Genomic DNA, 24975 nt, shown 5'->3' with positions numbered 1-24975 from the left:
CAAAAAAATACCACTTGTCCACACGCATTAACGAGTTTTCGAACAGCCAAGGATGAAAGTTAGAAAAAATGATGACTTTCAACGAGATAAATCTTAACCGTTTGTCAGTGGAAATTAATCCTTGGTCAATTGGTATTTTATTGGTATGGTGAAATCGAGGAGACTCCAATTTGGATTTCGTGCTCGGCATCGACGGCGGCGGCACCAGTTGCAGGGCGGCTCTGGCCACTCCTGACGGCCGGATTCTGGCCCGCGCCAAGAGCGGGGCCGCCAATATACGCACCGATCTCACCGGCGCGCGAGACAACATCGTCGAGGCGGCGCGGCAGGCATTTCTTGCCGCCGGCCACACGCCGGAATTGATCGAAGCGACGCCGGCCGTTCTGGGGCTCGCCGGGGCCAATGTCGGCACCTATCGCCAGCAGTTGGAGACGATACTGCCTTTCAGCAAAAGCCGGGTCGAGACCGACGCCGAGATTGCCCTGGAAGGCGCCGTCGGCGGCGGCGATGGCGCAATGGCCATTCTCGGCACCGGCACGGCCTATATGGCGCGCAAGAATGGCAGTTCACGTGCCATTGGCGGCTGGGGCTTTCAGGTCGGCGATCAGGGCAGCGGCGCCCGCATCGGCCGCGATCTTCTCGAACAGACGCTGCTGGCCCATGATGGCATTCGCGCCGCCTCGCCGCTGACGGACGAGATGCTGGCAGTGTTCCGCGGCAATCCCGAGGACCTGGTCGAATTCACCACCAATGCCAAGCCGGGCGATTTCGGCGGCTTCGCGCCCAAGGTTTTCGAGCGCGCGGCGGCAGGCGATGCGGTGGCGAACTGGATCGTAGGCAAGGCGGTAGACGATGTCGAGGCGGCGCTCGGCGTGCTCGATCTGCGTGACGGCGATCCCTTGTGCTTGCTCGGCGGGCTGGCTCCGCTTTACGCCTTGCGCCTTTCGCCGCGTTATCAGGCATTGCTGAAGCCACCGCTGGACGATGCGCTGGGCGGCGCGGTGCGCATGGCTGTGCGCTTGTTTACCGATGCGGCGGAGGTCGCTCCATGAGCGAAGCTGCCGATAGCATCTTCTCAGGTTTGAAGCAGTCGCAGCAGAGCGGCGCGCCACTCTATCTGCAATTGCGGCGGAGCATCGAGGACGCCGTCAACCGCGGCGTGATCGGACCTGGCGATGCCCTCCCTTCCGAACGCGATATCGCCAGCAAGGCGGATATATCCCGCGTCACCGTGCGCAAGGCTGTCCAGGACCTGGTCAAGGGCGGCATCCTGGTGCAACGGCACGGTTCCGGCACCTTCGTTGCGCCGCGCATGGAGCGTGTCGAACAGTCGCTGTCGCGGCTGACCTCCTTCACCGAGGACATGGCGCGCCGCGGCATGGCGGTGCGGTCGCAGTGGCTGGACCGCGGCCTCTATGCGCCGTCGCCGGAAGAGATGATGGTTCTCGGCCTTGCATCGAGCGAACTGGTCGCGCGCGTCGCGCGCCTGCGCATCGCCAACGATACGCCGCTCGCTATCGAGCGTGCCTCCATTTCGGCCAGCGTGCTGCCTGATCCCGGCGCCGTCGCGACCTCGCTCTATGCGGTGCTTGAGACCACCGGCAACCGGCCGGTCAGGGCGGTGCAACGCATATCCGCCGCCAATCTCGGCGAAAGCGATGCGCAATTGCTCGAAGTGCCGGCAGGCTCGGCCACTTTGCGCATCGAGCGCATCTCCTATCTCGGCAGCGGCAAGGTGATCGAGTTCACCCGCTCCATCTATCGCGGCGATGCCTATGACTTCGTCGCCGAACTGCGCCTCGGTGTTGCAAGCGACGGCAACGGGGAGCGCTCATGACGGCCAAGACCCATATGCGGCGCGAGATCGAGGAAATTCCGCAAGCAGTGGCTCGCCTTCTCGACGGTTCAGGACCGGCGCTGACCGCCGCCGGCCGCGATATCCGCGCCCGCGATCCGAACTTCATCATCAGCGTGGCGCGCGGTTCGTCCGACCACGCCGCTACCTTCATCAAATACGCCGTCGAGCTGACCGCCGGGCTGGCTGTCGCCTCGGTGGGACCGTCGATCGCCTCCATCTATGGCGCGAAGCTGAGGCTGAACGGTTCGGCCTGCCTTGCGATATCGCAATCCGGAAAAAGTCCTGACATCGTCGCCATGGCTGAAAGCGCGCGCTCCCGCGGGGCGCTGACCGTCGCGCTGACCAACACAGCCGGGTCGCCGCTGGCCTCGGCCTGCGACCATGCCATCGACATTCTCGCCGGCCCGGAGCGCAGCGTCGCCGCGACCAAGACATTCGTCAACTCGGCGCTGGCAGGGCTCGCCTTGATGGCGCATTGCACGCAAGACACAAGCCTGTTGGCGGCGCTCAGGCAACTGCCGCAGCATTTCGAAAAGGCCATCGACTGCGACTGGATGGCGCTGGCCGGGGCGCTGGCGAACCACGGCTCGCTGTTCGTGCTCGGTCGGGGTCCGTCCTACGCCATCGCCAGCGAAGCGGCGCTGAAGTTCAAGGAAACCTGCGCCATGCATGCCGAGGCCTATAGCGCCGCCGAGGTGATGCACGGGCCGCTGGCTCTGGTCGGGCCGGGCTTTCCCGTGCTGACGCTGGCGGCGCGGGACGCATCGCACCGGTCGGTCGCCGAAGCGGCGGATGACCTCGCCGGCAAGGGTGCGGCCTCCTTCATCACCAGCGACGGCGCGAAGAAGGCCATTTCGCTTCCGTTCGTCGCCACCGGTCACCCGCTGACCGACCCGTTGCCGCTCGTTGTGTCCTTCTATGCCTTCATCGAAGCCTTTGCCCGCCATCGAGGCCTCGATCCGGATACTCCGCCCAATCTGCGGAAGGTGACGGAGACGATATGAGAGCGCCCTTCGCCTTGACCGGCGCCCGGATTTTCGACGGCGATGATTGGCACGAAGGCGCTGCGCTGGTCATGCGCGACGGCCTGATCGAGGCCATCCTGCCGGAAGCGGCCGTGCAGCCGGACGTCGAACGCCTTGAGATCGGCGGGATCTTGGCGCCGGGTTTCGTCGATCTTCAGGTCAATGGCGGCGGCGGCGTCATGTTGAACGACCACCCATCGGTTGAAGGCATCGGGACGATCTGCCGCGCGCACGCACCGTTCGGCACGACGTCGCTGCTGCCGACGCTGATCACCGATACGCCGGAGATCACGGCCAGCGCCGTCGCAGCCGGCGCTGAAGCTGCGCGACAGAAGGTGCCGGGCTTTCTTGGCCTGCATCTGGAGGGGCCGCACCTTTCGATCGGCCGCAAGGGCGCGCACGATCCCAAATTGATTCGACCGATGACCGCCGCCGATCAAGCCGCACTGATCGCGGCGCGGGAACAACTGCCGGTATTGCTCACCACCGTCGCGCCGGAATCCGCGACCGTCGAACAGGTTGCCGCGCTGGCGCAGGCGGGAATCGTGGTCAGTCTCGGCCATTCGGACGTCAGCTACAAGACCGCTGTCACCTACGCAGCCGCCGGTTCATCGATGGTGACGCATCTGTTCAACGCCATGAGCCAGATCGGCAACCGCGAGCCGGGCCTTGCCGGCGCGGCGATTGACGATGGGCGTCTTTCGGCTGGCCTGATCGCGGATGGCATCCATGTCAATCTTTCCACGATAGAGATTGCCATGCGCGCCAAAATCGGTCCGGGCAAAATTTTCCTCGTCACCGACGCCATGGCCACCATCGGCACCGACATGACTTCGTTCACGCTTAACGGCCGCACCATCCACCGCAAGGACGGGCGCCTGACGCTGGCCGACGGCACGTTGGCTGGGGCCGACCTCGACATGATCTCCGCCGTGCGCTTCATCACACGGCTGCAGGGCAAGGATTTGACGGATGCCTTGCGCATGGCCTCGCTCTATCCAGCCGAAGCGGTGGGCCAGTCGCACCGGATCGGCCGGTTCGCGAACGGCACGGCGGCCGACGTCGTCGCCCTGTCGGACGATCTGGAGGTCAAGGGCGTCTGGATCGGTGGTGAAAGGGTCGTCGGCTGAAAGCTTACGTTTCCAACAAGGGAGGACTCTAGACCGCTGCCCTGTCCGCCGCCGATCGGATCGCCTCGATGTTTTTCCGATAAGCCTCGACGCTGTCGCCCTTGAAGATCGCCGCGCCTGCCACCAGCACGTCGGCTCCGGCTGCTGTCACCAGCGGCGCCGTCTCGGCCGTGACGCCGCCATCGATCTCGATGCGGATCGGCCGCGCGCCGATCATCGCCTTCACCCGCTTCACCTTATCGACGATGGAGGGAATGAAAGCCTGGCCGCCAAAGCCGGGATTCACCGTCATGATCAGCACGAGATCGAGCCGGTCCAGCACATATTCGATTGCCGATTCAGGCGTCGCTGGATTGAGCGATACGCCGGCTTTCTTTCCGAGGTTCCTGATGGTCTGCAGCGAGCGGTCGAGATGCGGCCCGGCCTCGGCATGCACCGTCATGCCGTCGCAGCCGGCCTCGGCGAAGGCGGCCAGATAAGGATCCGCCGGCGCGATCATCAGATGGCAGTCGAAGAACTTGTCGGTGCGGCTGCGGATCGCCTTGATGACCGGCGGGCCGAAGGTGATGTTCGGCACGAAATGCCCGTCCATGACGTCGAGGTGGATCCAGTCGGCGCCCGCGGCCGCGATTGCCTCGACCTCGTCTCCCAGCTTCGAGAAATCCGACGCCAGGACGGATGGCGCAATCAGTGTCTTGCCGGTCATGCCGATGCCTCTTTCTACAGGTCTCCGGCCTAGCTAGAGGAACGCCGGTTGTCGACCGAAATTTCTTCGCCTCCCGGGAGAAGAGAGGCGAAGGTCCTGGGTTCGACTATCTCTGGAAATTGTCGCTCCGGCCTGGGCGGCGGCGTATGTCACCGCCGCGCGGGATGAAAGGTTCGATCATCCGTGGCTCGAACTCGAAAATCGGCCGCCGCGGCTCGAAGCAGTCCGGATATTCTCCGATCATGCCGCGCGGGCAGTCCCGTTGCCTGAGCAGGATGCAGCGACCGCCGCGGGCGACGGTTCCTTCCGGGCATTCGAGCTGCCGGGCCGGCCGGCATGAGCCGCGAACCACTTCCATGCCGCGCGGGCAGACGCAGGATCCGCGTTTGGTGCGGATCTGCCCACGGATGTCGCATTCCAGCACCGGTTTCTTGGCCGACACGCAGCGCTTGCCATTGAACTCGCTGCCGCGCGGGCAGACGCAGTCACCGGCCTGGGTCCGGATCTGGCCCGGCAGCAGCTTGCATAGGCGCACAGGCGGCTTTTCCGGTGTCTTTTTTTCCGGCGTACGGCAAGCGCCGTTCAGCAACTGCGTGCCGCGCGGGCAGACGCATTCGCCTGCACCGGTGCGGATTTGGCCTTTCAGCAGCACGCATTGTTCGGGTTGCGGGTCGATAGGCTTAGGCCTTTCCGGCCTGGGCTGTTCAGGTTGCGGTTGATCGACGGGACCGCCGGAGCATTGTCCGTTGCGGAAGGTCGCGCCGGTCGGGCACGTGCAGGTGCCCGAAGGGCTCATCACGAATGTTGCCGGGCAGGCGTCGTCGCCCGGAGGCGTGCGTGGCGGTTCAGGTTTCTTGCTGTCCTTGACGATGGTGAAGTCATGGCAGGCAGAGGCCTTGCCGCTGCCGTCCGCGCCGCGGCCGAGCACCACACCGCCGCGCACCGGCGTCTCCGGCGAGACGACGCCGACACAATTCTGCGCCGGTATCCGGCCCTCCATCGCCGTCAGCGGGCCGGCATCCGGAATAACGATGGTGACGGAGTGCGAGCGGCTCTGGCCTGGATCGAGCGACAGGTTGGCAATGCAGGAGAGCGGCAGCGTGGTCGGTTCGGCGTCGCAGCCGAAGGGAGGCGAGATGGATTTCACCGTTACGCCCTCCAGCCGGTCGGCGCCATTGATGCCGATGGCATCGCCGACCCGCATCGGCGCGGAGAAAGCGCTGTCGCCATCGTTGGCGATGGTGATGCGGAAGCTGCAGGGTTGGCCGACGCGGCATTCGGCGTCGCCGGTCTTTTCGACGCGTATCGGCGCTTGCCGAACACCGCCGCCCTTGGCGCAGGCTTTGCCGATTGGGTAGACGATGTCGTCTCCCGGCGCTGGGCCTTGGGTGGCCCGCGCGCAGTTCTCGAATTCGGCGAGGCCTGCGACCGTGACGTCGAAATGACGGCTGGCCCCGGGTGTCAGCACCTCGCCGGGAATTTTGCACGACAGGTTGGCCGACGGCACACCGCCGCATGACCATTCTACGCCGTCCGGTGTGACGTTCTGGATCTGGACCGGATTGCCGGAGCCGATCAGGGTCGCGGCATCGTCCACGCGAATGGAGCCGGCAGGCGTGACCGTGCCGGCATTCACGACAGCAATTCGGCACGACACCGTCGCGCCGCCATTCGCTGCGTTGTTGCACTGCTTGGTGATGCGCAGCGCCGGCTTTTCGCCGTTCGGGCGGCGGAAGCGCGCCGTGGCGCATGCCTTGTTGTTGGTGAGGTCGGTCTCGCCGCCAATGGCTTTCACCTCGGCGCAGTTCTGCACGATGTCGCGCTGGTAGCCAGCCGGCATGATGGCCTTGACGCCGATCGATGTGGAAGCACCCGGAGGCAGTACAATGCCCGGGTGGTCGCAACGGAACTGGCTGAGCCCGTTGGGTCCGCAGGTCCAGGGCGGCGTCGGCCCAAAAGTCGAGGACGAAGGCGCGCCGGTGGGGTAGGAATCGGCCACCGTCAGCGGTCCGCTATAGGTTGTCGAGCCGTTGTTGATGACGTCGATGATGAAGGTGCAAACGCCTTCCGCCGTGCAGACAGGACTGCGGGCGCGCTTCTTCAGGATCAGGTCGGCCTTCTTCTCCGGTGGCGGGCGGCAGTTCTTGTCGCGGTCGCCGCGCTGGCAAAGCGGAATGCGGGCGCAGGCGCGGTCGTTTTCCGTGCGGCCGAAATAGGTCTTGTTGCTGCCCCGATAGTCGAAGCGCGCGCAGTTGGCGAAAGTGCGTCCCTGCCAGCCGGCTGCCGGCTTGAAGCTCAGGCTGAGATCGACGGACTGGCCCGGATTGAGCGTCGTTTCCGGATGCGTGCAACTCATCGGGCTTGTCGCGGGCGCACAGGTCCACGGCGGATTCGGTCCGGCATCGAGCGTCGAGCCGGCCGGCATGGTCACCTCGTCGAGCACGATCGCCCCATGATAGGGCGCCTCGCCGACATTCGTGACAGTGATCGTGAAGGCGCAGCCGCCGGCGATCGTGCAGCGCTTCACATCGGCGCGCTTTTCTATCTTCAGGTCCGGTTCACGCTGGCGGCAGTCCACCTGCCGGTCGCGTCCCGGTTCGCCTTGCGTCGGCACGGCATGCGTCTGTGGCCGCCGCGGATCGGGTCGCTGCGGGTCGGGTCGCTTATGGCCGGGTTCACAGAACGGCAGGTCGATGCCGGGCGGTATGTAAGGCGGGTAGAAGGGCAGGAAGCCCTCCAGCGTTTCGTCATAGACGTCGCCGCTGCCCTGGCACGGACGCCAGACCTCGACGTCGCCAACCTGGCCTTCCATCTGTGGGTCTTCGAAATAACCGTCGAAATCGACGAACCATGAGGCGAAGGGCGGTTCGTTGGCAGGGCGGATATTCTCGGTTCCGGTGATCTGGACGCCATGCACCGCCAGCGGGCCGCCTGCCGCCAGGCGCTCGGCATAGGCAGGATTGTCGCGCAGCTTGTCGCCGGTTGCCAACAGCGTGGCGGCGCAGGCATTGGTATCGAGATTACCGTCGCGGTCATAGCCATATTGCAGGTCGAGCCCGCCGGCGGCCTGTCGGTGGCCTTCCGGAAAACCGACGGCGTAGCTCTGCGGGCTTTCGACCCAGGCGCTTTCGGTGGCCGGATCGTCCGGCGTCTCGCGGACGTAGCGCAGCACCTCGCCTTTGCCGGAATCGGCGAACTGGCTGTAGTCGTAGCGGTTCTCGAGAGGGCCGCGCTGCGCCAGATAGAGCGCGCCGTCGCTGCCGAAGGCGATGTCGGTGACGGCTTGGTCGCGCTCAGCCTTCACCGTGAGTTCACGGCGCGGATCGGTGCCGAAGCCGCCGTTCTCGGTGATGCTGACCGACCAGATTTCGGCCTCTTCGCCGACGGAATAATAGAGCCGGCCGGAACGGTAGGCGACGGCCCAGACGCGCCGCTGGTCCTGTGTATAGCCCCAGCTTTCCGGGTCCTCGCTGTCGAAGACGGGATTGCGAATATCCATCACAGCGCCGTCGTCGGCGACGGCCTCGAGGTCTTCCCCCTGCCGTCCGGCGACGCCATGATCGAATGTGTCGAGGAGATTGCCGTCGGCGCCGATGCGGTGGATCAGGCCATTGTCGAGGTCGGATGCGAAGAACTGGCGATGTTTTCCGTCGAACGTGACATCGCCGATGCCTGGTCCGCTGTTGCCGTCGATGTCGGCGAGTTTGCTGACCGTACCGCTGATGCCGTCGATCTTCCAGATTGTGCCAGGGCCGCCGCCATTCTCCTCGCCGAACTGTCCGTCCATGAAGACCGCGTCCGCAGCGCCGCGCCGCTGCCGCTCCGGCCGGCCGTCTCCGTCGGCGTCCGGGGTGACGATGCGCAAGCCGTGCAGCGACGTAGCACCGGCGTAGAGATTGGGAACGTCTGACGGCAGGCCGTCGCGCATGCCGTCGTCATAAGTGAGGCCGAACACTTGCCCGATCTGTCCGGCTGTAACCTCAAAGGGCGGTGGCGTGCTGACGAGTTGGCCTGACGCCGGACCGCCGAGACTGGATGGGTCGAAGACGCGCAATGTCGCAAGGCCGGTGTCGATGAATGTCTCGTCGACGGGATCGACGCCGGGCGGCAGGCCGTTTTCGATGCCGGGAATGGTCGTTCCGGCAAAGCCGGTCACAGCCATGGAGCCGGGGTAGATGATCTGTGTCTGCGCGTCCTGCGCTTGAGCGGGCGAGAACCAGAGGCCGGCCGTCAGAGCCGCCAAGCCTGCGGCAAACCGGAAGCTCTGGCGAATGCGCGCCAGGCGGGCTGGGAGGTGTGGGACCGGGCGTTCGCCGTCACAAGGCACGGGACATCTTCCGTTGTCTGTGGGATCAACTGCCGGGATGGACGCACCGCAGGAAACCAGCCGCGCTGTTCCGGCACTCTCTCCCGTATTCAAACCGCAAATGTCCCTCGGCCTCACGATACGCCGGGCGTTGGAGCCGGTCAACGGAACCAGCGGAAAGCCGAACGCGTCGTGATTGTCGCCAAGGTTGTGCCATGTGGCCCAAGGCCGTTTGGTGAGCTGTCCGCGTTCCATTGTCCTGTTCATGTCCCGCTCCTCCCGCTGAAACGCCTGATGGCTTCAGACAGTCAGTCGTGGCGGGTGGATGGAAGGTTCACGGAAATATATTCGGGGCCGAACCTTCGGATCAGTAACCGGCTTCGCGGTTGACGAGGTTCTGCAACGGCTCGCCGCGTTCGAAGGCGGCCATCTGGCGCAGCATGATCGGCGCCAGATGCGAAGGATCCGAGGTTGCCGCCGCGTGCGGCGTCACGAACACTTTCGGATGGCTCCACAGCGGGCTGGTTTTGGGCAGCGGTTCGACCTCGAAGACATCGAGGCTGGCCTCCTTCAACGTGCCGTCATCCAGCGCCCGCAAGATGTCGGCATCCTTCTGCAGCCGGCCGCGGCCGGCGTTGATCAGCACCGCGCCGCCAAGGCCGTTACGCCTGCGCAACTGCTTGAGCAGGCCGTAATTGACGATGCCTTGCGTCGCCGAGGTCAACGGCAGGAGGACGACAAGAATATCGGTGGCATTGAGGAAGGGGATAAGTCCAGCCTCGCCTGCGAAGGTCGAGACGCCCGGCAGCGGGCGGTCAGTGCGCGACCAGCCATTCACGGTGAAGCCGAGCGGAAGCAAGGCCGAGGCACAGGCCCGCCCAAGCGTTCCCAGTCCCATGATGCCGACCGAAATATCCTGCGCCGACCGCTGGGGCGGTTCATGCCAGGTCTTCTTCGGCTGCTGCGCCCTGTAGAGCATGCCCTGGCGGTGGTGGTCGAGAACGCGCCAAACCACATATTCCGCCATGTGTTGGCTCAGATTGTCGGCGACGATCTTGACGATGGGTACGTCCGGCACCGTCGGATCGGCGAAGATGTGGTCGACGCCCGCGCCGATCGAGAAGATGACGCGCAGATTGGGCAATGACGAGAGCACGTTCGGCCGCTGCTTCCACACCACGGCATAGTGAATGGAGGGATCGGCTGGTCCGTCCGGTTCCGTCACCACCTCGCGCTCGGCCGACAGCAGATCATGCCAGCGCTGCGGATGGAAACCGGTGACCGACAAAAGCACGCGGCCGCGCTCAATTGGTGGCCGGCTATCTTCCGAGCTGTCCGCGGCTGGCATGTGCCTGGTCTCCTCCTGCATCGGAATGCTACTGGCTGACCACGTCTACAGGCGCGGTTTCGATGCGGAACGCAGCCGAGATCAGCGCCCTTGTATAGTCGGTTTGCGGATTGCCAAAAATATCCTCGGAGGCTCCTGCCTCGACGATCTTGCCATTGCGCATGACGATGACATGGTTGGCCAGCGCGCGCACCACCTTCAAATCGTGGCTGATGAACAGGTAGGCGAGGTTGTGTTTGGCCTGCAGATTGCGCAGCAGGTCGACCACTTGCGCCTGAACGCTCATGTCTAGGGCCGAGGTCGGTTCGTCCAGCATGACGAAGCGCGGATTGAGCACCATTGCCCGTGCGATGGCGACGCGCTGGCGTTGCCCGCCGGAAAACTCATGCGGGTAACGGAAACGCGTTGCCGGATCGAGGCCTACCTCATTGAGCACATCGACGACGCGGTGGTCTCGTGCCTGTGCCGACAGTTTCGGCTCGTGGATTTTCAGGCCTTCCTCGATGATCTCGGCCACCGACATGCGCGGGCTGAGCGAACCATAAGGGTCCTGGAAAACGATCTGCAGTTCACGCCGCAATGGCCGCATGGCGTTGAAGGACAGTTCGTTGATGTCGCGGCCGTTAAAGCGGATTTCGCCCTCTGACGAAATCATCCGCGACAGCGCCAGGCCGAGCGTCGTTTTGCCGGAACCGGATTCGCCGACGACGCCGACTGTCTGGCCGGCGCGCACGGTGATGTCGATGCCGTCCACGGCCTTCACATGATCGACAGTGCGGCGGAAGAAGCCCTGTTTGATCGGGAACCAGACCTTGATGTCCTCGCCCGTCATCACCGGCTTCGCCGTCTCGTCGGCGGTCGGTGGTTTGCCTTTCGGCTCGGCGGCCAGCAGATGGCGGGTGTATTCATGCTGCGGGTTGGCGAAGATTTCCTTGGTGATGCCGGTTTCGACGATCTTGCCCTTGGTCATGACGCAGACGCGATCGGCGATCTTGCGCACGATGCCCAGGTCGTGAGTGATGAACAGCATCGACATGCCGTTTTTCTTCTTGAGATTGGCCAGCAGCTCGAGAATCTGCGCCTGCACGGTGACGTCGAGCGCCGTCGTCGGCTCGTCGGCGATCAGCAGTTCCGGCTCGTTGGCGAGCGCCATGGCGATCATCACGCGCTGGCGCTGGCCGCCGGAAAGCTGATGCGGGTAAGCTGAAAGTCTTTTTTCCGGGTCGCGGATGCCGACCTCGTTGAGAAGCTCCAGCGTGCGCGCCTTCGCTTGCCGGTCGCCCATGCCGCGATGCAGTTTCAGCACCTCGACGACCTGCTGCTCGATTGTATGCAACGGGTTCAGCGAAGTCATCGGCTCCTGGAAGATCATGGTGATCTTGTTGCCGCGGACCTTGCGCAGTTCCTTTTCATTAAGGGAAAGAAGGTCCTTGCCGTCGAAGACGATCTTGCCGGACGGATGGCTGGCAGTTGGGTAGGGCAAAAGCTTCAGCACCGAAAGCGCCGAAACCGATTTCCCCGAGCCGGATTCGCCCACCAGCGCCAGCGTCTCTCCCTTGGCGATGTCGAAGGATATCCGGTCGACCGCAAGCGAAGCCTTGCCGCCTTGTTCGAAGGCGACGGACAGGTCCTGGACAGAGAGGAGGGGAGCTTCGCTCACTTGAACGTTTTCCTTGGGTCGAAAGCGTCGCGCGTCGCTTCGCCGATGAAGATCAGCAGCGACAGCATGAGCGAGATGACGAGGAAGCCGGAGAAGCCGAGCCACGGCGCGTTGAGGTTGCGCTGGCCCTGCTTCAGCAATTCGCCGAGCGAGGCGGACCCTGGTGGCAGGCCGTAGCCGAGGAAGTCGAGCGAGGTCAGCGTCGAGATCGAGCCGTTGAGGATGAACGGCAGGAAGGTCAGCGTCGCCACCATGGCGTTCGGCAGGAGATGCCGGAAGATGATGGTGCGGTTGGGCACGCCGAGCGCCCGCGCCGCGTTGACATATTCGAAGTTGCGGGCGCGCAGGAATTCGGCCCGCACGACGCCAACGAAGGCGACCCAGGAAAACAGCAGCATCAGCCCCAACAATATCCAGAAACCGGGCGGCAGGATCGCGGCGACGATGAGCAGCAGGTAGAGCACCGGGATCGCCGACCAGATCTCGATGAAGCGCTGGAAGATCAAATCGGTCCAGCCGCCGAAATAGCCCTGGATCGCGCCGGCGGACACGCCGATCAGGGCAGAACCTGCCGTCAGGATCAGGCCGAACAGCACCGAGATGCGGAAACCGTAGATGACGCGCGCCAAGACGTCGCGCGCCTGGTCGTCGGTGCCGAGCCAGTTCCAGTTGCCGACCACGCATTCAGGGTCGGCGGCCTTCTGCGGATACTGGGCGCAGCGCTTGTCCTTGTCATAGAGCCAGGACGGCTTTGCCGGCGCTGCTTCGGGAACGGCGTTGTTGACCGTCCGGTAGGAATAGCGGATCGGCGGCCAGATCATCCAGCCATTGGCCTCGATCTCGTCGCGGATCACCGGATCGCGGTAGTCCGCGACAGCGTAGAAGCCGCCGAATTTTTCTTCCGGATAGGCGACCAGAACCGGAAACAGGATTTCGCCCTTGTAATAGGCAAGGATCGGCTTGTCGTTGGCAATGAACTCCGAGAACAGCGTCAGCACGAACAGGATGAGGAAAATCCACAGCGACCAGTAGCCTCGCCGGTTGGCCTTGAAATTGGCCCAGCGGCGCTGGTTGAGCGGCGAAAGCCAGGCCCTTTTCGTTTCGCGGCCGATTTCCTCGCGCTCCGTCTCGACCGCCGCTTTCATCTGGATGTCCGACATCACACTTCCCGGCGTTCGAAATCGATGCGCGGATCGATCCAGGTGTAGGTGAGGTCGGAGACGAGGCTGACGAACAGGCCGATCAGCGAAAAGATGTAAAGGTTGGCGAACACCACCGGATAATCGCGGGCGACGATGGACTTGTAACCGAGCAGGCCGAGGCCATCGAGCGAGAAGATGTTTTCGATCAGCAGCGAGCCGGTGAAGAAGGCCGAGATGAACGCGCCCGGGAAACCGGCGATGACGATCAGCATGGCGTTGCGGAAGACGTGTCCGTAAAGCACCCGACCTTCCGAAAGGCCCTTGGCCCGCGCCGTGACGACATATTGCTTGCGGATTTCCTCGAGAAAGGAATTCTTGGTCAAAAGCGTCGTGGTGGCAAAGGCGGACAATACCATCGCCGTCAGCGGCAGCGTCAGGTGCCAGAAATAGTCGAGGATGCGCGCCGGCCAGGAAAGCTGGTCCCAATTGTCCGAGGTGAGGCCGCGCAGCGGAAACCAGTCGTAAAACGAGCCGCCGGCGAACAGGATCATCAGCAGGATGGCGAACAGGAAGCCAGGGATGGCGTAGGCGACGATGACGATGCCGCTGGTCCAGACGTCGAAGCCGGAGCCGTCGCGCACCGCCTTGCGGATGCCGAGGGGAATCGAGATCAGATAGGAGATCAGCGTGATCCACAGACCGAGCGAGATCGAGACCGGCATCTTTTCGAGAATGAGGTCGACCACCGAAACGTCGCGGAAATAGCTGTCGCCGAAATCGAAGCGCAGATAGTTCCACAGCATCATGCCGAAGCGTTCGAGCGGCGGCTTGTCGAAGCCGAACTGCTTTTCCAGCTTGGCGATGAATTCCGGGTCAAGACCCTGCGCGCCGCGGTATTTGCTGTTGACGTCGCCGCCCGAGGCATCGAAGCCGCCGCCGGCAAGGTCGCCACCGCCTCCGCCGCCAAGCCGGTCGCCGCTGTCACCGCCCTGGTTGGTCAGATTGGCGATGACCTGCTCGACCGGTCCGCCGGGCGCGAACTGGATGACGGCGAAGGAGATCGCCATGATGCCGAACAGCGTCGGGATCATCAGGAGAATGCGGCGCAGTATATAGGCGCCCATCAGGAAGCAGCCCCTGTTCGAACCGGAATATCAGGCCTTGCCAATCTTCGCCGCCTTGTCCTTGTCGAACCACCACAGTGCTTCCATCGCGAAGCCATAGTCCGGTTTCGGTTCCTTGAAGCCGAACATGTCCCAGAAGGCCACGCGGTGATTCGCCGAATACCAACTTGGAATCCAGTCCAGGCGCGCGCGCAAGACCCTATCGAGCGCGCGCAGCACCGTTATAAGAGCGGCGCGGTCCTGGACTTTATCTATTGCCTCTACCAGCGCGTCGACCGCAGGATCCGCTATGCCGGGCAGGTTGCGCGACCCCTGCAGACTGGCCGAGCGCGAATGGAAGACGCCGTCCATGCCCTCCCGTGTGGGGGTCGGCGAGAACAGCAATGCCATGGCGATCATGTCGAAATCGAAACTGGCCTGTCTTTCCTGATACTGCGCCGATTCGACGAGACGAATCGAGGCGTCGAAGCCGACGGCCTTCAAGTTCTCCACCCAGGGAGCGTAAATGCGCGTAAGGTCGTCATCGTGAACAAGGACTTCCGCCTTGAAAGTTTCGCCGGCTGCATTCTGGAAGAACGGGCCGGATCGCTTCCAGCCCGCCTCGGTCATCAGCCTTTGCGATTCACGCAGCAGTTTCCGGTCGCGGCCGCTGCCGTCCGAGGCGGGTAAGATATTGACTTCGCCAAAGACTTCAGACGGCAGTTTGTCGCGCAGCGGTTTCAGCAATGCCAACTCCTCTGGCGAGGGGACGCCTGTCGCCTTGAAGTCCGACTTCTCGAAGTTGGACTGGGCGCGGTCGTAGAGGCCGTAGAACAGCGATTTGTTGGTCCATTCGAAATCGAAGCAGAGCGAAATCGCGCGCCGCACGCGCACGTCTTTGAACCGTTCGCGCCGTTGGTTCATGGCGGTGCCATACAGGAGAGGGCGTTTTTCCGAAGGAAATTCGCGTTTCACCACCTTGCCGGCGGTGAGCGCCGGAAAATCGTATCCAGTCGCCCAGACCCGGGACGTCGCTTCCTCGCGGAAATGTACCTGACCCTTTTTGAACGCCTCGAAAGCCGCTTGCCGGTCGCCGTAGAATTCGATGCGCAGCTTGTCGAAATTATTGGCGCCGCGATTGACCGGCAAATCCTTGCCCCAGTAATCGGCCACCCGTTCCAGCTCGATCGTCTGCCCAGGCCGCATCAGCCCGACCTTGTAGGGACCGGAGCCGAGCGGCGCTTCCATGCGCGAGCCGTCGAAGGGGACCTTGGCGAAATAAGCTTTCGACAGGATCGGAAAAATTGCGACATCCAGTATGGTGCGATCGGACTGCTTTCCTGAAAAACTCAGCCGCAATGTTGTCTTGTCTACCGCGACGGCCTTGGTCAGCTCCTTGAGCGGCAGCGAGAGGTCGGGGTGCCCCTGATCCTTGAAAAGATTGAACGTGAAGGCGGCATCTTCGGCCGTCAGCGGCGAACCGTCATGCCAGCGCGCCTCGGGCCGCAGCGCGAACACGAAGCTGTTGTGATCCGGCGAAATCGTCACCGCTTCCGCTACCAGCCCGTAGATGGAGTCCGGTTCGTCCAGGGCGCTGACCATCAAGCTGTCGAAGCACATTTCCATGCGCGGCGGGGCGTCGCCCTTGGGCACGAAGCTGTTCAGCGTGTTGAACGTGTTGGGGTTCTGGTTGAACACCCATTGCGACGGACCGAAATTGAAGGTCCCACCCTTGGGCGCATCGACGTTCACATAGTCGAATTGCTGGAAATCGACCGGATATTTGAGCTCGCCGAACGCCGACAGGCCATGCAGCCTAACACCGGCCGGGCTGCTGGCGAAGAGCCTGCCCGGCAGGAATGCGGCCGTCGCCGCCGCCCCACCAAGCGCGATGACGTTCCTGCGGGACAGCCGCGCCAAACCAACCATCAATTGCCGCTCTTGTACTTGGCCGCGAGCGCCTTTTCTTTCTCCGGATCGATCCACCAGGATTCGATGTCGGGGCCGACATAGGTCGGCTGCTTGTCCGGCACGCCGAACTTGTTCCACGAGGCGAGCCAGACGTCGGGCCGGGTCAGTTGCGGCACGACGTAAAAATTCCACAGCAAAACGCGGTCGAGGGCATGCGTCGCCGTCACCAGGTCGTCCCGGTTCGTCGCGAAGATCACACGCTCCACCAGCGCGTCGATAACCGGATCCTTGATCCCCTCATAGTTGCGCGACCCTGGCGAATCCGCAGCTTTGGACGACCAGAAGTCGCGCTGCTCGTTGCCCGGCGAATCCGACTGGGCCAGCACGACCGTCGTCATGTCGAAGTCGAAATCGCTAAGACGATTCACATATTGGGACGGATCGACAAAACGCAGCGTCGCCTCGATGCCGATCTTGCGAAGCATCTGGATGTAGGGCGTCAGCGACGATTCCGCGCCTTGCCGCGAATCCAGGACCTCGAATCGGAATGGCGCGCCGCTCTGCGCATTCACCATCCTGCCGTCCTTGATGTTCCAGCCCGCGGCGGCCAGAAGGTCCACCGCCTGCTTGAGAACCTTGCGCTCGTCCTGCGAGTTGTCGAAGGCCGGCAGCTTCCATTCCTGCGTGAACAGTTCCGGCGGCAGCTTGTCCTTGTACTGGTTCAATATTTCCAGCTCCTTGCCCTGCGGAAGGCCGCTGGAAGCAAGTTCGCTGCCGATGAAGTAGCTGGTAATGCGCGTATTCAGCCCGAACGACATCGTGCGGTTCATCGTGTCGAATGGGTAGAGAAGAGAAAGCGCCTGGCGCACGCGCCGGTCCTGGAACAGCGGGCGACGCGTGTTCATTGCGAAACCCTGCATGCGGGCCAGTGCGTTAGCCTTGAATTCCTTCTTCGTCACGTCACCGGCTTTCAGGGCTGGAAAAGTATACTTGGTCATCCAGTCGCGGGCGCTGTTTTCGGAATTGATGTCCTGCAGGCCGCCCTTGGTGAAGGCCAGCCATTCCGCGGTTTCATCGAGGAAGTAGGTGTAGCGGCGGTTGTCGAAATTCTCGCGCCCCACTTTCACCGGCAGCTTGGCGGCCCAGTAGTCCGGCACGCGCTCCCAGACGATCTCCGCGCCGGGCTTGAAGCTCTTGATCTTGTAGGCGGCGGAGCCGAGCGGGACTTCCAGCGTCGGCTTGGTGATGTCGCGCTTCTTGCCACTGACGTCCGTGCCTTCCCACCAGTGCTTCGGCAGTAGCACGAGGTCGCCGATGATCTTCGGCAGTTCGCGATTGCCCTTCTGGTCGAACTTGAACTGGACCTCGCGGTCGGAAAGGGCGACCGCTTCCGTGACGTTCTCGAAATAGCGGTTGTACATCGGGCTGTTGGCTTTCAGCACGTTGAAGGACCAGACGACATCATCGACCGTAATCGGCTTGCCGTCATGCCATCGGGCGCGGGGATCGAGCCGGTAAGTCGCAGACGAATAATCGTCTGGATATTTATAGGCGTCGGCGACGAGGGGATGGCTGACGCTGCCTTCGTCGGTCGCCTGTTCCATCAATGTATCGTAGAGCAGCCCGCCTCCAAACCCGACGAGGCCCGCGGCCGGCGAACCCTGCACGATGTAGGGGTTGAAGCTGTCGAACGTTCCGGTGACCGTCGAATTCAGCGTCCCGCCCTTCGGCGCATCCGGGTTCACATAATCGTAGCGTTGGAAGTCCTGGCCATATTTCGAGTCGCCGATCAGGGAGGAAGATGTGTGCCATTCCTGGGCGTGGACTGCACCAGCGGCCAACAGGGCAGCGGCAACGACCGTTCCAAGAATGCTTCGCTTGCGGCAACCCGTCATCCGTCTTCCTCTGCAGTAAGCTTCGGCGCGCAATCTAGACCATTAACCGCCACAGGAAACCGCCTCGGTGCGCTTTCTGGCGGCGGTTCGCCCGTTTCATAACAAAAAAGCCGGGGCGAACCCGGCTTTTTCATGGATATGGCGATTACAATTTCGTCATTTGGCGGGAGCGGCGCCCTCGGCGGGCTTTTCCGCCGGTGACGCTCCGTCCGCAGGTTTGGCATCGGCTGGCGCTGTACCTTCGGAAGGCTTTTCCGTCGGCGCGGCGCCCTCGGTGGGTTTGGCCTCGGTAGGTGCCGCGCCGCCTTCGGCGGGCTTGGCATCGGCGGCTGGCGCCGCAGCTTCAGGCAAAGGCTTAGGGCTGTCGGACAGCGTGCGCAGATAGGCGATGACGTTGGCGCGCTCGTCGTCCTTCTTCAGGCCGGCAAAGCCCATGGCCGTACCCTTGACGAAATTTTTGGGCGAGGTGAGGAAATGGTTGAGGTTGTCGTAGGTCCAGTGTTCCTCGCCACCCTTGGCGAATTCCTTCATGCCGGACGAATAAGCAAAGCCCTCATGATGGGCGACGGGACGGTCGACGATGTCCCACAGGTCCGGACCGACCTTGTTCGGGCCGCCCTTCTCGCCCGAATGGCAGGCCTGGCATTTCTTGAAGACGGTGGCGCCGGCTTCCGCATTGGCGGTGGCGAGCAGTTCCGCGATCGGCTTGGCGGCTTCTGCCGGGCCTGCTGCGCCAGCCTCGGGCTCGACCGCCTCGATGGCGAAGCCGGGTTTTTCGGGCGCGGGCGAGGCAAACAGCGCATCGGACACGAGGCCGACCGAGAACACCACGAAAACGGTTCCGAGAAGTCCGCCGATCACCTTGTTAAGTTCGAACGAGTCCATGCACCCCAACTCCCTTTTCCGGCGGACCGTTTCGTCCATCCGTCCGTCGGTATGGCGACACACCTTGGGAAGGCGGTCAAATCGGGCGGAAACTAGGTCTTTTGCTCTGGCGTTGCAACACCTATAAGGGCGCTTCCAGTGAGACCTTTTGCCACTTTTTTCGCAATCCTTTTCATCTGCCGCAGAGCCCGATGTCCACTCTCGTCCTGATCCCGGCCCGCATGGCCTCCAGCCGCCTGCCGGGCAAGCCGCTGGCAGACATCGCCGGCAAGCCGATGATCGTGCATGTGGCCAGCCGCGCCGTCGAAAGCGGTGTCGGCCGTGTGGTCGTGGCGACCGATACGGAAAGCGTCGCCGAAGCCATTCGGGCGCATGGTTTCGAGGCGGTCATGACCCGCGCCGACCACGAATCGGGGTCGGATCGCATTCACGAGGCGCTTTCGATGCTGCAGGGCGGCGGCGAGGTGGACGTCGTGGTCAATGTGCAGGGCGATTTGCCGACGATAGAGCCGGGCATCATCGGTGCGGCGCTGCGGCCTCTCGACCAGGCCTCGGTCGATATCGCCACGCTCGGCGTCGAGATTGTCCGCGACGAGGAAAAGACCAATCCCAATGTGGTCAAGATCGTCGGATCGCCCCTGTTCGGGTCACCTCTGGCTGCGACACGCCTGAGGGCGCTCTACTTCACCCGCGCCACCGCGCCCTGGGGCGATGGGCCGCTCTATCACCACATCGGCCTCTACGCCTATCGCCGCGCCGCGCTGGAACGCTTCGTAGGCCTCAAGCCTTCGCCGCTCGAACGCCGCGAGCGGCTGGAGCAGTTGCGCGCGCTCGAGGCCGGTATGCGTATCGATGCCGAAATCGTCCAGTCCGTTCCCCTTGGCGTCGACACGCCCGAGGATCTCGAACGGGCGCGCCAGATCCTTTCACGCTGAACCGAGCTACGAACATGCCCGAAAAGACCAACAGAATATCCTTCCAGGGCGAGCCCGGCGCGAACTCTGACACCGCCAGCCGCAATATGTTCCCGGCGATGGAGCCGTTGCCATGCCCCACCTTCGAGGATGCTTTCAACGCGGTTGAGACCGGCAAGGCCGATCTGGCGATGATCCCGATCGAAAACACCATCGCCGGGCGCGTCGCCGACATCCATCATCTCCTGCCGGAATCGAAGCTCAACATCATCGGCGAGTATTTCCTGCCGATCCATTTCCAGCTCATGGTCCTGCCGGGTGTGAAGCGCAGTGAGATCAAGACCGTCCACAGCCACATCCACGCGCTTGGCCAATGCAGAAAATACGTCCGCAAGAATAGCTGGAAGGCGGTCGTGGCCGGCGACACCGCCGGCGCGGCGAAGTTCGTTTCCGAGGAAAAGGACTGCACCATGGCAGCGCTAGCCCCGGCGCTGGCAGCCAAACTCTACGGCCTCGACATCATCGAGGAGAATGTCGAGGACACCGACAGCAACGTCACCCGCTTCGTCGTGCTGACGAAGAACAAGCAATGGGCCGACCGTCCGTCCGCAGGCACCAAGATGATGACCACCTTCATCTTCCGCGTCCGCAACGTGCCGGCGGCGCTCTACAAGGCCATGGGCGGCTTCGCCACCAACGGCATCAACATGACCAAGCTGGAAAGTTACCAGCTCGGCGCCTTCACCGCGACGCTGTTCTATGCCGACATCGAAGGCCATCCCGACGATGCCAACGTCAAGCTGGCGCTGGATGAACTGCGCTTCTTCTCCAAGGAGGTGCGCATTCTGGGCGTCTACCCGGCCAGCGCCTCGCGCGACGAATGGAAAGCGCCCGACTGATCTCTGTGTGGGCGAGTCGGCCGGTTCGGCTACTCGTTGTCCAGCCACGCCAGGATCAGGTGGTGCGCGATCGCACCCTTCTGCGGCGTCGACAGATTATCCGGATGCGCCCGCGCCATCATCAGCCGTACCTCATCACGGCCGAACCAGCGGCAATCTTCCAGTTCGGTCAGGTCGGTCCTGATCTCGTCGTTGATGGGCTCGCCGAAGCAGCCGATCATCAGCGAATAGGGGAAGGGCCAAGGCTGGCTCGCATGATAGACGACGCGGCCAAGCCGGATGCCAGCCTCCTCGAAGGTTTCCCGACGCACCGCGTTCTCGATTGTCTCTCCCGGCTCGACGAAGCCGGCAAGCGTTGAATACATGCCCGGCGCGAAGTGGCGGCTGCGGCCGAGCAGGCATTTGTCTTTCGTCGCCGTCAGCATGATCACCACCGGATCGGTGCGCGGAAAATGGTCGGCGCCGCAGGCCGGGCAGTGCCGCCGATAGCCGCCGGCGCGCATGTCCGAGGCCGCGCCGCAGCGACTGCAGAAGCGATGGGTCGAATTCCAGGCCAGCAGCGCCGCCGCCTGCGCCAGCGCGCCGAGCGCTTCCTCGTCGATCAGGCCCTGCAAGAGAATGGAGCGGTGGTCGATGGCCTTGATGTCCTGCGGCAATTGCTCCGGATCGATGGTCGCGGGCACCGCAAGCACCGGACCTTCTTCCGACATGCCGAGCAGGATCGCGTCGTCCACCACCGGCATCAGTGTGCGGCTTTCCGCCGGCGTTAACCACGGCATGAAGGTCTCTCCGGCCTTCAGGTGCAGCCTGCCGTCGCGCAGGACGAGCAGCCGCGCGCGCGGGTCGGTCAGAGCCTTTTCCACGCAGTCGTCGGTGCGATTTTCGGATTGACGGTCTATCGTGTTGCCGGCAAAGCCGACGAACTGACTCGGCTCGCGCAAGGGCGCGTCAAAAAGGCTGAATGGCATGGACGGGACTCAAGCGATCGTTCGGATACAGTCGCTCTATAACGCCGCGCGGATCGTTTGGGCAAACCGGTGCAGGTCGTTTCCGGTGTAGGGCTCGCGCACCCCGTGGCTCCAGACCGGTCCGGGCCAGCCGGCGTCGCCCTCATTGCGGGCGATGACGTGGACATGCAACTGCCGCACGATATTGCCCAGCGCGCCCGAGTTGATCTTGGTGCAGCCTGTGGCCTTTTTCAGCGCTTCCGCAACCATATTGACCTCGAAGGTCAGCATGGCTTGATCGAGCGGGGTGAGGTCGTGGATTTCCTCGATGCCCGGCCGCTGCGGGATCAGCAGCAGCCACGGCCAGCGGCTGTCGTTCATCAGCCGCAGCTCGCACAGGCCGAGCCACATCACCTGCTCGCTGCTGGCTTCCAGCCGGGCATCGAGCGTAAATCCGGCCTTGAGGCCCGGCAGCATTGGCGTTTCCCCTGAATCCCGTTGTCGGCGAAGGCTATTGCGCCGCACTGTCCGCTGCAAGCGAATCATGGGCCGCTTTCGTGAATAGCTGCAATCGCCGCGACGCCCTTGCATTTCGCTGACGAATTGCCGATATGGACGGCGGGAGGTTGGTGGTGGACGATCCACTCGCCAACCGGGTCAGGTCCGGAAGGAAGCAGCCCTAACGAGCCCGGAACGGGTCATTGTTCCAGCCTCCCACCTCAGAACCGCTTGTGCAAGGCGTGCCGCGGATATTCGACGCGGCTCGGCATCGCGCCGTTTGCGGGCCGGAATGCCTCCGATCGTGAAATGGCTCCCAAACGGTTCGCGCAAGGTTGACGATGGCCGCCCCGGCGCGTCAATGTTGACGGGACTGACCGCCCTGCCGCGGTCCGACGAGGAAATTATCGAGACCGATGAGCGAAGCCGGACAGTCAGGCAAGGACAAGGGCGGCGCCTATCGCGTTCTGGCGCGCAAGTACCGGCCGTCGAATTTTTCCGAATTGATCGGCCAGGAGCCGATGGTTCGCACGCTGACCAACGCCTTCGCCACCGGCCGCATCGCCCAAGCCTGGATGCTGACGGGCGTGCGTGGCGTCGGCAAGACAACGACCGCGCGTATTCTCGCTCGGGCTCTCAACTACAAGACTTCGGACAAGAATGAGCCATCGGTCGATCTGGCCGTGCTCGGCGAACACTGCCAGGCGATCATGGAAGGCCGCCATGTCGACGTGATCGAGATGGACGCCGCCTCTCACACCGGCATCGACGACATCCGCGACATCATCGAACGGGTGCGCTACGCGCCGGTTTCGGCGCGCTACAAGGTCTACATCATCGACGAGGTGCATATGCTTTCGACGCAGGCCTTCAATGGCCTGCTGAAAACGCTGGAAGAGCCGCCGCCGCACGTCAAGTTCATCTTCGCCACCACCGAAATCCGCAAGGTGCCGATCACGGTGCTGTCGCGTTGCCAGCGCTTCGACCTGCGCCGTATCGACGCCGGCGCTCTTGTCGGGCATCTGACTTCGATCGCCAGCCAGGAGGGCATCGATGTTGACCCGGCCGCTCTGGCGATGATCGCCCGCGCCGCCGAGGGATCGGCCCGCGATTCGCTTTCCATTTTCGACCAGGCCATCGCCCATGGCGGCGGCAAGGTGGATGCCATCGCGGTACAGGCTATGCTCGGCCTTGCCGACCGCGCCCGCATCGTTGACCTGTTCGAGCATGTGATGAAAGGCGACGTGGCCGCCGCGCTTGGCGAATTGCGCGCCCAGTACGAGACCGGCGCCGATCCGGCCGCGGTGCTGACCGATCTGGCGGAGTTCAACCATCTCGTCACCCGTCTGCGTTTCGTGCCGAGCGCCGGCGACGATGCTTCGTTGTCGCAGGATGAACGCAGCCGCGGTGCCGAATTCGCCGCCAGCCTGTCTGTCCGCGTTCTGTCGCGCACCTGGCAGATGCTCCTGAAGGGCATTCCGGAAGTGCAGAGCTCGAACCGGCCGATGAGCGCGGCGGAAATGGTGCTGATCCGGCTTGCCCACGCCGCTGATCTGCCGACGCTCGATGAGGCGCTGAAATCGTTCGAAGCTGGCGATGCGGTTCCCGCTGCTCCCCGGTCCAACGGCGCCTCCGCCGCTCCCGGAAATGGCGGCTCGAACGGCGGAGCATCCGCGGGCGCGGTTTCGCATGCGCGTATGCCCACGACGGGCGGCGGCGCGCAGACCATGCGGCTGGTGGAAAGCACCCCCGAACCGGCAATGTTTGCGTCGCCACCAGAAGCCGTTACGGAAGCGCCGCCTGCGGTATCGGTCAAGACGCTGGCGGATATCGCCGCACTCGCCGACACCCATCGCGACATGACCTTCAAGGTGCTTTTGAAGCGCTGCGTGCGACCGGTGCGCATCGAGCCCGGCCGCATCGATGTCAGCCTGACCGCCGACGCGCCGAAGATGCTGCTGAACGACCTGACCGCCAAGCTGCGTGCCTGGACCGGCCGCAACTGGCTGGTTTCGCTGTCGAAGGACGAGGGCGGGCAGACGCTGGCCGAGATGGAATCGGCGAAGCGTGAGAACGCCTTTGTCGATGCGCGCAGCGACCCCGCCGTCGCCGCAATTCTCGCACGTTTCCCCGGCGCCAAAATCATCGACGTGCGTATTCCGGATGCGCCAGACATCGACGTTGACGCCGATATATCGCCGACGGACCCTCCCGTCGAAGACGACGATCAGAACTAAGCGATCATCAACCGCAAAGGACCGCACGATGAAGGATCTTCTCGGCCTGATGGGCAAGGCGAAGGAAATGCAGGCCAAGTTTCAGGCCATGCAGGACGAAATCTCAGGACTGGAGGCAAGCGGCCAGGCCGGCGGCGGTCTCGTCAACGTTACGCTGACAGGCAAGTTCGAGATGAAGACGCTCAAGATCGACCCTTCGCTTTTCAAGGAGGACGATGTCGAGGTGCTGGAGGATTTGATCCTTGCAGCCCACAACGACGCCAAGGCCAAGGTCGAACAGGTGATGCAGGAAAAGACCAAGGCGCTGACCGCCGGTCTGCCGATGCCTCCCGGCATGAAGCTGCCTTTTTGAGGCTTAGAAGGACCGGCCTTTGTTTCGCCTCTATCACGCTATGTTGCCGAGTAGGGCGGATTGTTGATCAGTCATAGAGTCTTGTGCGGAGCGGTTCACTTGCGTTCGTAAGCATTTGGCCATCTTTTTGCCGGAAAGATTCTCATTCTGGCCGTGACC

General features: G+C 63.3%; 19 protein-coding genes and 1 other RNA gene. 9 read left to right on the top strand and 11 right to left on the bottom strand.

Annotation, left to right across the window (positions count from 1 at the left end; all coding sequences use genetic code 11):
• Positions 1–170 precede the first annotated feature (170 nt).
• Genes J2X35_RS10535 through nagA form a run of 4 tightly spaced genes read left to right on the top strand, consistent with a single transcriptional unit; the run spans position 171 to position 4013 of the window.
• A complete protein-coding gene (locus J2X35_RS10535; RefSeq protein WP_310185133.1) occupies positions 171–1052 on the top strand; it encodes an N-acetylglucosamine kinase in 882 nt (293 codons plus the stop codon).
• A complete protein-coding gene (locus J2X35_RS10530) occupies positions 1049–1837 on the top strand; it encodes a GntR family transcriptional regulator (protein ID WP_310185132.1) in 789 nt (262 codons plus the stop codon). The genes J2X35_RS10535 and J2X35_RS10530 overlap by 4 nt, the downstream gene beginning before the upstream one ends.
• Positions 1834–2862, top strand: a complete 1029-nt coding sequence (locus J2X35_RS10525; RefSeq protein WP_310185130.1) for an SIS domain-containing protein — start codon at positions 1834–1836, stop codon at positions 2860–2862. The genes J2X35_RS10530 and J2X35_RS10525 overlap by 4 nt, the downstream gene beginning before the upstream one ends.
• On the top strand, positions 2859–4013 hold the full coding sequence (gene nagA, locus J2X35_RS10520) for an N-acetylglucosamine-6-phosphate deacetylase (RefSeq protein ID WP_310185127.1): 1155 nt from the start codon (positions 2859–2861) through the stop codon (positions 4011–4013). Before J2X35_RS10525 ends, nagA begins: the two co-directional genes overlap by 4 nt.
• Before the next feature lie 28 nt (positions 4014–4041).
• On the opposite strand, the gene rpe is transcribed toward nagA, so the two are convergent.
• The 9 genes from rpe to J2X35_RS10475 form a co-directional block, all read right to left on the bottom strand.
• Positions 4042–4719, bottom strand: a complete 678-nt coding sequence (gene rpe / locus J2X35_RS10515; protein WP_310185124.1) for a ribulose-phosphate 3-epimerase — start codon at positions 4717–4719, stop codon at positions 4042–4044.
• A 106-nt stretch (positions 4720–4825) separates the two neighbouring features.
• Positions 4826–9292, bottom strand: a complete 4467-nt coding sequence (locus tag J2X35_RS10510; RefSeq protein WP_405023208.1) for a hypothetical protein — start codon at positions 9290–9292, stop codon at positions 4826–4828.
• Between the two features lie 100 nt (positions 9293–9392).
• Positions 9393–10334, bottom strand: coding sequence for a glyoxylate/hydroxypyruvate reductase A (locus J2X35_RS10505; RefSeq protein WP_310186110.1), 942 nt, complete (start codon positions 10332–10334; stop codon positions 9393–9395).
• A 67-nt stretch (positions 10335–10401) separates the two neighbouring features.
• Complete coding sequence (locus tag J2X35_RS10500) at positions 10402–12033, bottom strand: ABC transporter ATP-binding protein (protein WP_310185120.1); 1632 nt, start codon at positions 12031–12033, stop codon at positions 10402–10404.
• Positions 12030–13193, bottom strand: a complete 1164-nt coding sequence (locus J2X35_RS10495) for an ABC transporter permease (RefSeq protein ID WP_405023207.1) — start codon at positions 13191–13193, stop codon at positions 12030–12032. The genes J2X35_RS10500 and J2X35_RS10495 overlap by 4 nt, the downstream gene beginning before the upstream one ends.
• A complete protein-coding gene (locus tag J2X35_RS10490; RefSeq protein ID WP_310185118.1) occupies positions 13193–14299 on the bottom strand; it encodes a microcin C ABC transporter permease YejB in 1107 nt (368 codons plus the stop codon). The genes J2X35_RS10495 and J2X35_RS10490 overlap by 1 nt, the downstream gene beginning before the upstream one ends.
• Positions 14300–14329: 30 nt before the next feature.
• Positions 14330–16207, bottom strand: a complete 1878-nt coding sequence (locus J2X35_RS10485; RefSeq protein WP_310186106.1) for an extracellular solute-binding protein — start codon at positions 16205–16207, stop codon at positions 14330–14332.
• A complete protein-coding gene (locus tag J2X35_RS10480) occupies positions 16207–18084 on the bottom strand; it encodes an extracellular solute-binding protein (RefSeq protein ID WP_310185116.1) in 1878 nt (625 codons plus the stop codon). The genes J2X35_RS10485 and J2X35_RS10480 overlap by 1 nt, the downstream gene beginning before the upstream one ends.
• A gap of 156 nt (positions 18085–18240) precedes the next feature.
• Positions 18241–18969 (bottom strand): c-type cytochrome, encoded by a 729-nt coding sequence (locus J2X35_RS10475; protein ID WP_310185114.1) that lies wholly within the window; start codon positions 18967–18969, stop codon positions 18241–18243.
• 191 nt (positions 18970–19160) lie between these two features.
• On the opposite strand from J2X35_RS10475, the gene J2X35_RS10470 reads away from it, so the two are divergent.
• Both J2X35_RS10470 and J2X35_RS10465 read left to right on the top strand, forming a co-directional pair.
• On the top strand, positions 19161–19904 hold the full coding sequence (locus tag J2X35_RS10470; RefSeq protein WP_310185111.1) for a 3-deoxy-manno-octulosonate cytidylyltransferase: 744 nt from the start codon (positions 19161–19163) through the stop codon (positions 19902–19904).
• 14 nt (positions 19905–19918) lie between these two features.
• Complete coding sequence (locus J2X35_RS10465) at positions 19919–20782, top strand: prephenate dehydratase (protein ID WP_310185109.1); 864 nt, start codon at positions 19919–19921, stop codon at positions 20780–20782.
• A gap of 29 nt (positions 20783–20811) precedes the next feature.
• Here the strand turns inward: J2X35_RS10465 and nudC are convergent, their stop codons facing one another.
• Positions 20812–21750 carry an NAD(+) diphosphatase gene (gene nudC, locus J2X35_RS10460; RefSeq protein WP_310185108.1) on the bottom strand — a complete coding sequence of 313 codons (939 nt, stop codon included), beginning with the start codon at positions 21748–21750 and terminating at the stop codon, positions 20812–20814.
• A gap of 36 nt (positions 21751–21786) precedes the next feature.
• Positions 21787–22206, bottom strand: coding sequence for an HIT family protein (locus J2X35_RS10455; RefSeq protein WP_310185106.1), 420 nt, complete (start codon positions 22204–22206; stop codon positions 21787–21789).
• Between the two features lie 144 nt (positions 22207–22350).
• On the opposite strand from J2X35_RS10455, the gene ffs reads away from it, so the two are divergent.
• The 3 genes from ffs (at position 22351) to J2X35_RS10440 (ending at position 24816) form a co-directional block, all read left to right on the top strand.
• Positions 22351–22447: signal recognition particle sRNA small type (ffs, locus tag J2X35_RS10450), an RNA gene on the top strand.
• A 196-nt stretch (positions 22448–22643) separates the two neighbouring features.
• On the top strand, positions 22644–24464 hold the full coding sequence (locus J2X35_RS10445; RefSeq protein WP_310185104.1) for a DNA polymerase III subunit gamma/tau: 1821 nt from the start codon (positions 22644–22646) through the stop codon (positions 24462–24464).
• A 28-nt stretch (positions 24465–24492) separates the two neighbouring features.
• Positions 24493–24816, top strand: coding sequence for a YbaB/EbfC family nucleoid-associated protein (locus J2X35_RS10440; protein ID WP_310185102.1), 324 nt, complete (start codon positions 24493–24495; stop codon positions 24814–24816).
• Positions 24817–24975: the final 159 nt, after the last annotated feature.

The sequence above is a fragment of the Mesorhizobium sp. BE184 genome (assembly GCF_031457045.1).
GTDB lineage: Bacteria > Pseudomonadota > Alphaproteobacteria > Rhizobiales > Rhizobiaceae > Mesorhizobium.
This window is presented reverse-complemented; position numbering and strand designations above follow the sequence as displayed.